Origin of the sequence: Promicromonospora alba (genome assembly GCF_042654905.1) — a bacterium.
Lineage (GTDB): Bacteria > Actinomycetota > Actinomycetes > Actinomycetales > Cellulomonadaceae > Promicromonospora > Promicromonospora alba.
The window spans coordinates 630,449-639,101 of record NZ_JBHSFI010000008.1; the positions used below are offsets into that span (position 1 = coordinate 630,449).

An 8,653-nucleotide genomic window follows, 5' to 3' on the forward strand; every position below is an offset into this window, starting at 1 on the left:
CGACCGGGACTCAGGAGCGGTCGCCGAAGTTCGGGTCGATCTCCTCCGGGGTGCGGGCCAGCATGTGCGCCACCTGCTCCACCACGACGTCGCGCACCAGGTCGGCGAGGTCCTCCCGGTCCAGAGCGCGCACCTCGACGGGCCGGCGGTAGACCACCACGCGCCCGGGCCGGCCGGCCTCTGCCGGGAAGAACCGGCCGAGCAGCACACCGCCGTCCTCCCACGGTGCCGGGTCCGACGGCGGCACGTCCTCGACGGCGAACTCGGTGCCGCGCAGCTGTGCGGCCCAGGTCCGGTCGAGGTCCTCGACGACGTCGAGCACGAAGTCGTCGAACCGCTGCGCCCGCGTGCGGTGCGCGGGAGTCCCGGGCGGGAACATCGGGCCCCGCAGACCGCGGCCGCGCCGGTCCCTCCGCCGGGGACGCACCGCTTCGCCGGAGGTGTCGCCGGAGCGGATCGCCGCGAGCCGGAGCAGGTCCGCCTGGGAGGCCTTGGGGATACCGGCAGGGCTGCCGGCCGAGCTGCCGGCACTGCTGGGGCTGCCGGAGCTGCCGGATGAGCTGCCGGCCGGGCCGGTACCGCGGTCCGACCGTCGGTTCCGGCCGCGTGGAGAGAACGGAGGCACCTACCGACGATACGTCCGATCCGGGTCCCGGTTCGTCACCGCCACGGCGACCGCCACGGCGACCGCGACGCACGCGAGCCCCCAGGCCACCCACGCGCCGGGCACGGAGAGCGAGCTGTCGGGCCACTGCCCGGCGTAGCGCGGCGCGGAGACCGCGATCCAGACGGCCTGGTCGAGCAGGGGCACCGCGCACCAGAACCCGACCGCCCAGGGCAGCCCGCGGCGCGTCGACGCGAGGCCCTGGGCCACGAGCATCGCGAGGATCCCGATCACCGGGAGGAGATAGCGCGGGTGCGGCGAGCCGCCGCCCGCGGTGTAGACGAGCTGCATCGCCAGGGTCGCCGCGACCGCCGCCGCGCCGGTCACGAGGAGCAGCACGTCGGCCCGCTCGGCCGCGGGCGGCCGGACGTTCCGCGCGGCACGGACGCCCGCGACGGCGGCCAGCGCGGCGGGCACGATCAGCAGGACCAGCACCACCGCGGCGTCGGGCAGCCTGCCGTGCCCGAACACCGCGAGGAGCTGGGTCCAGACCCCGGCGTCGGCGAGCACCTCGGGGACGGGACGGACCACCCGGTCCAGGTTCTCGGCCGCCCAGTCCGGGTGCCCGCCTGTGACGGACCCGGTCAGGGCGACGTTGCGCAGGTAGAACCAGCCGGACGTCGCCGCCACGGCGGCCGGGGCGCCGAGCGCGACGACCGCGGCGCGCACGGCCTCGCCCCGGACGGTCGCGCCCCGGACGCCGGGCAGGCCAGCGGTCCGCAGGAGCACCCCGGCCAGCACGGCGGCGACCAGGACGCCCACCATGACCATCGTGTGCAGGCGCGTGCCGAGGCACAGCGCCGAGACCACGATCAGCCCCGCGGCGCGCGGCCAGGTCAGGCCGGACCGGACGGCACCCGCCGCGATCCCCAGCAGCCAGGTGGTGAGCAGGGTGGCGAAGACGTCGTTGTAGCCCGAGCCGCCGACCCGGGCGACCCACGCCGTCGTGCCGACGACCAGCGCGGTCACGGGGGCGAGGAGCGGCGACGCCGGGAAGGCCCGCCGGGCCGCCCAGGCCGCCACCAGCACGAGCAGACCCGCGGCCAGCACGTTCAGGCCCCGTGCGGCGTAGACCGCCGTGATGACGTGCCCGCCCTCCACGAGGGGCCCGACCACGGGCGCCAGCACCAGGTAGTACAGCGGCGGGTGCTGGGCGGCCCACTGCACCGGTGGCACGGAGCCGGCCTCGGGCGCGAGCACCAGGCCGTCCTCGAAGACCGGCAGGTGCCCGGTCCACACCTGGTAGGCGTAGTCGAGGTGGGCCGTCTCGTCGCCCGTGTGCAGCGGAGGGCTGAGCAGGGCCTGCACGAGCGAGGCGAGGATCGCGGCCAGCACGGCGACGGGTACGAGGGGGCGCACGGGGTCACAGTAGGGCCCCCGGCCGACGCGCAGACGACGCGAGGGTGTCCGCCGTCATCCGGACGACGGCGAGCGTGACCCCTATCCTGTGAGCGTGCGCGACGATCCTGCCGAGGTGGCGTACCGCCGGGGCCTCGCCCTCATCACCGCATCGGTCATGCTGACGGGTGTGCTGTGGGCGGTGCTGGCCCCGCCGTTCCGCGCGCCGGACGAGCCGCAGCACGTCAACAGCGTCCTCCGCCTCGCCTACGGCGGCGGGTGGCCGGCCGCAGGCGAGGCCCTGGTGGGTCCCGCCGTCGACGCCGCCCGGGAGCAGGCCGAGCTGGAGACCGACCTGCCCGGCAGGCACTTCGACCGGGAGGACGTCCCGCAGTTCGTCGCGGTCCCGCCCGTCCCGGACGGCGACCGGTTCGTGGTCGACGCCGGCAACGCCCTGGCCGACCCGGTGCCCGCCGGTACGAGCACGCGGCACCTGCCGGAGGACGCCGTCGACCAGATGACGCAGCATCCGCCGCTGTACTACGCGGTCGCCGCGCTGGTGCTGCGCGGGACCGGGATGGCAGAGGCGCGCTGGGACCACCAGCTGCTCGCCCTGCGCCTGTTCGACGTCGCGCTCCTGGTACCGGTGCCGCTGCTGGCCGCGGCGGCGGCGCGCCGGCTGTCGGGGTCACGCCCGGTGGCGCTCGTGGCGGCGTCGTTCACGCTCTTCGTGCCCCAGGCCGGGCACATCATGGGCAGCGTGACCAACGACGCGCTCGTGACGCTGAGCGGGGCGGCGATCACCTACCTGTGCGTCGTCGTCCTCGGTGGCGACCTGCGGGCCCGGACCGCCGCCTGGCTGGGCATCGCGCTCGGCGTGGGGCTGCTGACCAAGGTGATGGTGGTGTTCGCGCTGCCGATGGTGGCCGCGGCCTACCTCGTGGCGTCCGGCTCCCGCGCGCGCCGGCTGCGCGGCACGCTCCTGGCGGGCGCCGTCGCGCTCGCCGTCGGCGGCTGGTGGTGGCTGCGCAACCTCCTGGTCCTTGGCACGGTCCAGCCGGTCGGCATCCCGGACCGCTTCGCAGCCGGTGAGCCGGCCGGCCTCTGGTACTTCCTCCGGACGGGCGTGACTCAGCTGACCAGGTCGTTCTTCGGCAACTTCGGCTGGCTCGAGCTGCGGATACCGGACGCGGTCTTCTGGACCGCCGCGGTCACCATCGGTGCGCTGGCCGCGATCGCGCTGGTGCGCCTGACCGCCACCCGGCGGGCGGTGGCCGTGCTCCTGCTGCTGCCGGCCGCCCTGTGGCTCGCGGTCCTGGCCAACGCCTGGCCCGGCTACCAGGAGACCGGCCTGGTCATCGCGGTGCAGGGCAGGTACCTGTTCGCCGGGCTCGCCGCGCTGTCGGTGACGACGGCGCTCGGCGCGGCGGCACTGTTCGGTCCGCGGATCGGCCGGGCCGTGCCCTGGATCGTGGGTGCGGCGTGCGCGGCCGCGGCGAGCGGTCTCACCTTCGGGTTCTGGGGCTTCTACCAGGGCCCGACGTCGACGGTGGCCGACGCCGCGGCCCGCTGGGCGGGCTGGAGCCCGCTGACCGGGCCTCAGCTCGCCGCGCTGGTCGTCCTGCTCGTGCTGGCGGCCGTAGCCGCGGTGCTGTCCTGCGGCCTGTTTGCCCGCAGCACCGCCCTCGCGGAGACGACGGCGGTCCCGCAGGCGAGTGCGGCGACGACCGCTGCCGGCACCGGCAGCTCCGCGTAGTAACCGGCGGGCGGCGGAGAGGACAGCTCCACCGCCAGCCAGACCACGAGGTCGGCCAAGGAGATGGCGGTCCAGACGGGCAGGTACCGGCGCAGGCGCGCCGACAGGCCTGCCGCCACGGCGAGGCACAGCGGCAGCGAGACCACGAGCAGGTAGCGCGGGTAGACGCCGCCGCTGTTCGCCGCGTACAGCACCTGCATGGTGACGGCCACGGCGACCGCCCCCGCGGGCAGCGCGAGGAGCAGCAGGCTGTCGGTACGCGCGGTGCCCGGGTCGTCGGCGTTGCCGGCCGTCGACCCGTGCGTACGCCGGCGGGCTCGCCGCAGTGCGGCACGGGCCGCGATGACCAGGGGGACCCAGACGAGCAGGAGCGCCGTGACCACGAGCGTCGTGATGACGTACGGGTTGCTCGGGGGCGTGCGGCCCGCCCACCAGAAGACGTCGGGCAGCCGGGCCCACGTCACGGGGTCCACCAGGACCAGCCAGACGGGCCGCTCCGTACGGTTCTGGTTCGCCAGCGCCCAGTCGAAGTGCGAGCCGGTGATGGTCCCGGTGAGTGCCAGGTTGCGGAGGTAGAACCAGCCGCTCGCCGCGAGCACGGTCAGCGGGCCGGCCACGGACAGCGCGACCACCGGCCCCCAGCGGCCCCTGCCCTGCCGGGCACGCACCGCCCCGGCGACCACCGCGGCGGCCGCTACGGCGACGGCGATGGCGCCCGCCGACAGCCGGGTGAGCGACGCGGCCGCGGCCACCACGGAGATCAGCGCGATCAGGCGCGCGTCGAGCCCGCGCCGGATCACGGTGCCCACCAGCCCGAGCAGGACCGTCACCCACAGCGCGGCCAGCAGGTCGTTGTACGCGGTGCCGCCCACGTGGGCGACCGCCGCCATGACGCCCGTCAGGAACGCGGCGAGGACGGGCAGCGTGCTGCCGGGCCGGGTCAGCCGGCGTGCGCTCCACCAGGCGGCGACCACGAGGACGCCGGCCAGGAGCACGTTGACGCCCCGCGCCGCGTAGACGGCGGCCACGGGGTGTCCGGCGTCGGCCAGCGGGCCGACCAGCGGGGCGATCAGCAGGTAGTACAGCGGCGGGTGCTGCGCCGTCCACTGGACCGGGGCGAGCCAGGCGCCGTCGGGCCGAAGCCGCAGGCCGTCCTCGAAGACCGGGAGAACGCCGTGCCAGAGCTGGTAGGCGTAGTCGACGTGCGGTGGCTCGTCGCCGGTCGCGTACGGGGCGTCCGCCAGGGCGACGGTCAGTGCCAGCAGGACTGCGGTGAGGGCGCTGGTGAGAACGGCCAGGCGCTCGCCGCCGTGGGATCGCGCCGGGGAGCGGGTCACGCGTGCAGAGTATCCGCGCCTCGATGACCGATCCCGTCGCTTCGGTCACGGCCGGGTAACAGAAACTGAATGGCACGCAGTGTTCACGCCCTGGTCATGTGGCGTGCTTACCGTTTGTGAAGCCACTCACTGCTTGCTGAGAGCCTGCTACCGAAAGCACAGGGCCATGAAGCTGTTCGTGCAGATTCCCTGCTTGAACGAGGAAGAAACCCTTCCTCTGGTGCTTGCCACGATTCCCCGGGACATCCCTGGAGTCGACGAGATCGAAATCCTGGTCGTTGACGACGGGTCCACGGACGACACGGTCGAGGTGGCGCGTCGCCTCGGCGTGCGGCACTTCGTGCACCACGCCCGGAACATGGGGCTGGCGCGGTCGTTCCGGGACGGCGTCGACTACGCGCTGCGGCACGGTGCCGACATCGTGGTGAACACCGACGGCGACAACCAGTACCCGCAGGAACGGATCGGCGACCTGGTGATGCCCGTGGTGCTGGGCGACGCCGACATAGTGATCGCCGACCGGCAGACCGGCACCATCGAGCATTTCTCCCCGCTGAAGAAAGCGCTGCAGAAGGTGGGCAGCGAGGTGGTGAACTTCGCCGCGGGAACCGATCTGCCCGACGCCGCGAGCGGTTTCCGCGCCTACTCGCGCGGGGCACTGCTGCGGCTCAACGTCGTCACGCAGTTCAGCTATTGCATGGAGACGATCATCCAGGCCGGGAACAAGCGGCTGCGGATCCAGAGCCTGCCGATCACCACCAATGCGAAGACCCGCGAGTCGCGCCTCTTCTCGAGCATGTGGCAGCACATCGCGAAGTCGGGGCAGGCGATCAGCCGGTCCTACGTGATGTACAAGCCGCACGCGGTGTTCCTCACGCTCGGACTCGTCTTCGCGGTCGGTGCGGCGGTGCCGTTCGGCCGGTACGCGGTGCTCCTCGCGACCGGCACCCCTGGGCAGCACCTCCAGTCGATAGTGCTCGGGGCGACCTCCATGGTGGGGGTGCTGCTCAGCTTCGCCCTGCTCGTGCTCGCCGACCTGCAGCGCACCAACCGGGTGCTGCTCGAGGACACGCTGGAGCGCCTCAAGGAGGTGCAGTACGGCACGACGGCGGCTCCGGCCGGATCGGCGGCCGCGGAGAACCGGAGGCCGTCCGGCAGGAACCGTCCGGGGTCCGTGGACCGGGCGGCACCGGTGGATCTGACGGCACCCATCGACCGGGCGGCGGCCGTGGAGCGGGCGCGGCCGGTCGGGTCCAGCGACCCCGGGCTCGCCGACGTCCCGGCAGCCGTCCAGTGATCGCTTTCGGCACGTACGACGCCGCGCGCCACCCCCGCATCGCCGTCCTGATCGCGGGGCTGCGCGCCCACGGCAGCAAGGTCGCCGAGCTGAACCGGCCGCTCGGCTTCTCCACCGCCGAACGGGTGCGCATGCTCCAGCAGCCGTGGCGCCTGCCCGCCCTGGCGATCCGGCTCCTGCTGTGCTGGGCGGGGCTGGTGCGCGACGCCGTGCGGCAGCGACGCGCGGAGGGCCGGCCCGGGGCCGTGCTCGTCGGCTACCTCGGGCACTTCGACGTCGTCCTCGCGCGGCTGCTCTACCCGCGCTCGGTGATCGTGCTCGACCATCTGGTCTTCGCCGGGGACACCGCCGCCGACCGCGGGGCCGCCGGCCTGCGGGTGCGGCTGCTGACCGGGCTGGACCGGCTGGCCGTCGCGTGCGCCGACCTCGTCGTCACGGACACCGAGGAGCACCGGCAGATGCTCCCGGACCCGGACAGGGGCGTCGTCGTGCTGGTCGGCGCACCGGTCGCCTGGCGGACGGCGGCCTCCTCGCCGGCCGTCCCGCCGTTGGTCGAGCTTGGCGAGACCCCGGTTGCCCCGGTTGAGCTCGTCGAAACCGGAGGCTCGACTGGATCGACCAACGGAGAGCTGTCCGTCGTCTTCTTCGGGCTGTACACACCGCTGCAGGGTGCACCCGTCATCGCCGAGGCGGTGCGCGACGCCGTCGCGGCGGGTGCCGCGCTCCGCATCACGATGGTCGGCGCGGGCCAGGACTTGCCCCGCGCGCGCGAGATCCTGGCGGGCACACCGGGCGTGACCTGGCACGACTGGGTGGAGGCCGACGAGCTGCCCGGCCTCGTCGCCGGGCACCAGGTCTGCCTGGGCATCTTCAGCGACACCCCGAAGGGCGTGCGAGTGGTGCCGAACAAGGTGTACCAGGGGCTCGCGGCGGGCTGCGTGGTCGTCACCTCGGACACCCCGCCGCAGCGCCGGGCAGTGGGGGAGCACGTCGAGCTGGTCCCGGCGGCCGATCCCGGGGCGCTCGCGGCTCAGCTCGCCAGCCTCTGCGACCCCGCGGTGCTGACCGCTGCCCGGGAGCGTGCGGCGCGCGGCAGGGACCGGATCCGCCCGCAGGTCGTCACCGAACCGCTGGTCGCCGAGCTGCGGCGCAGGGGAGTGCTGTGACGAGGACCGATGCGGGGACGGCGGCGCCCGGGACGGCGGAGCCAGTGACGACGGCACCCGCCGCCCGCCGCTCGGTCGTCAGTCGTGTGCTGGCCGCCCTGCGGTCGCGGTGGGTGCGGTGGGGCTTCCTGGCCGCCGCACTCGGGCTGGCCGTCTGGTACGTGCTGGACAACCGGGCGGCCCTGGCGCGCGCCGCGACGGACCTGTCCGGGACCGAGGTGGTCCTGGTCGTCGTCCTCGGCGCCGGGTACGTGTGGTGCACGCTGCTCGCCTGGCGCGCCGTCCTGGCGGACCTCGGCTCGCCCCTGTCGTTGCGGAGAGCCGTCGCCGTGTTCGGCGTCAGCCAGCTCGGCAAGTACGTGCCGGGCGGCGTCTGGAACGTCGTGGCCGCCGCGGAGGTCGGCGCCGGGCACAGCGTGCCGCGCAGCCGCTCGGCCACGTCGATGCTGGTCGCCGTCGCGGTGTCCGTGGCTTCGGGCGCGGCGGTGGGCGCCGTCGCGCTGCCGTTCGTCTCGGCGGGCGCGCTGGGTGCGTGGTCGTGGGTGGTGTGGGCGGCCCCCGCCGTCGTGGTGGTGCTCGCCCCGCCCGTGCTCAACCGGCTGATCGGGCTGGCCGTACGAGTCGCCCGGCGGGGCGCGCCAGAGCACCCGATGACCTGGGCCGGCCTGGGCCGGGCCGCAGCCTGGTCGGTCGCGGGGTGGCTCGTCGCCGGCCTGCAGCTCTGGGTGCTCTGCACGGGACTGGGACTGCCCCCCACCGCCCGGACGTTCGCCCTGGCGACCGGCGGCTGGGCGCTCGCGTGGACCGCCGGGTTCCTGTTCGTGGTCGCGCCGGCCGGTGCGGGCGTGCGCGAGCTGGTACTCGCGGCGGTCCTCGCGGGTGCGCTCCCCGGGCCGGCCGCGGCTCTCGCGGTGCTCGTCAGCAGGGTGGTCCTGACGCTCGTCGACCTGGCCTTCGCGGGTGCGGGGCTCCTGCTGAGCCGCGGAAGCCGACAGCGAGAATGACCATGCACCTGCTGCCACGCCCGGCGGGCGTTGTCAAGCGGTCAGTGCAAGTTATGCGGCTTGTTCGAAGAGTTGCTTGAGGCGTTGGGCT

6 protein-coding genes are annotated in these 8,653 nt (G+C 74.5%); 4 read left to right on the forward strand and 2 right to left on the reverse strand.

Features of this window, described 5'->3' with window-relative positions; genetic code table 11:
* Positions 1–10: 10 nt before the first annotated feature.
* Together ACFO6V_RS25415 and ACFO6V_RS25420 are read right to left on the reverse strand one after the other, a co-directional pair.
* Complete coding sequence (locus ACFO6V_RS25415) at positions 11–625, reverse strand: metallopeptidase family protein (protein ID WP_377141120.1); 615 nt, start codon at positions 623–625, stop codon at positions 11–13.
* Positions 626–2,023, reverse strand: a complete 1,398-nt coding sequence (locus ACFO6V_RS25420) for a hypothetical protein (RefSeq protein WP_377141123.1) — start codon at positions 2,021–2,023, stop codon at positions 626–628.
* Positions 2,024–2,117: 94 nt separating this feature from the next.
* Here ACFO6V_RS25420 and ACFO6V_RS25425 point away from each other — a divergent pair, with 94 nt between their 5' ends.
* The 4 genes from ACFO6V_RS25425 (at position 2,118) to ACFO6V_RS25440 (ending at position 8,562) form a co-directional block, all read left to right on the forward strand.
* A complete protein-coding gene (locus ACFO6V_RS25425; RefSeq protein ID WP_377141126.1) occupies positions 2,118–3,758 on the forward strand; it encodes a DUF2142 domain-containing protein in 1,641 nt (546 codons plus the stop codon).
* Positions 3,759–5,288: 1,530 nt separating this feature from the next.
* Positions 5,289–6,392, forward strand: a complete 1,104-nt coding sequence (locus tag ACFO6V_RS25430; RefSeq protein WP_377141129.1) for a glycosyltransferase family 2 protein — start codon at positions 5,289–5,291, stop codon at positions 6,390–6,392.
* Positions 6,389–7,558 carry a glycosyltransferase gene (locus ACFO6V_RS25435; RefSeq protein WP_377141133.1) on the forward strand — a complete coding sequence of 390 codons (1,170 nt, stop codon included), beginning with the start codon at positions 6,389–6,391 and terminating at the stop codon, positions 7,556–7,558. Before ACFO6V_RS25430 ends, ACFO6V_RS25435 begins: the two co-directional genes overlap by 4 nt.
* Positions 7,555–8,562: a lysylphosphatidylglycerol synthase domain-containing protein gene (locus ACFO6V_RS25440; RefSeq protein ID WP_377141136.1), complete on the forward strand. Its 1,008-nt coding sequence runs from the start codon at positions 7,555–7,557 to the stop codon at positions 8,560–8,562. The genes ACFO6V_RS25435 and ACFO6V_RS25440 overlap by 4 nt, the downstream gene beginning before the upstream one ends.
* Positions 8,563–8,653: the final 91 nt, after the last annotated feature.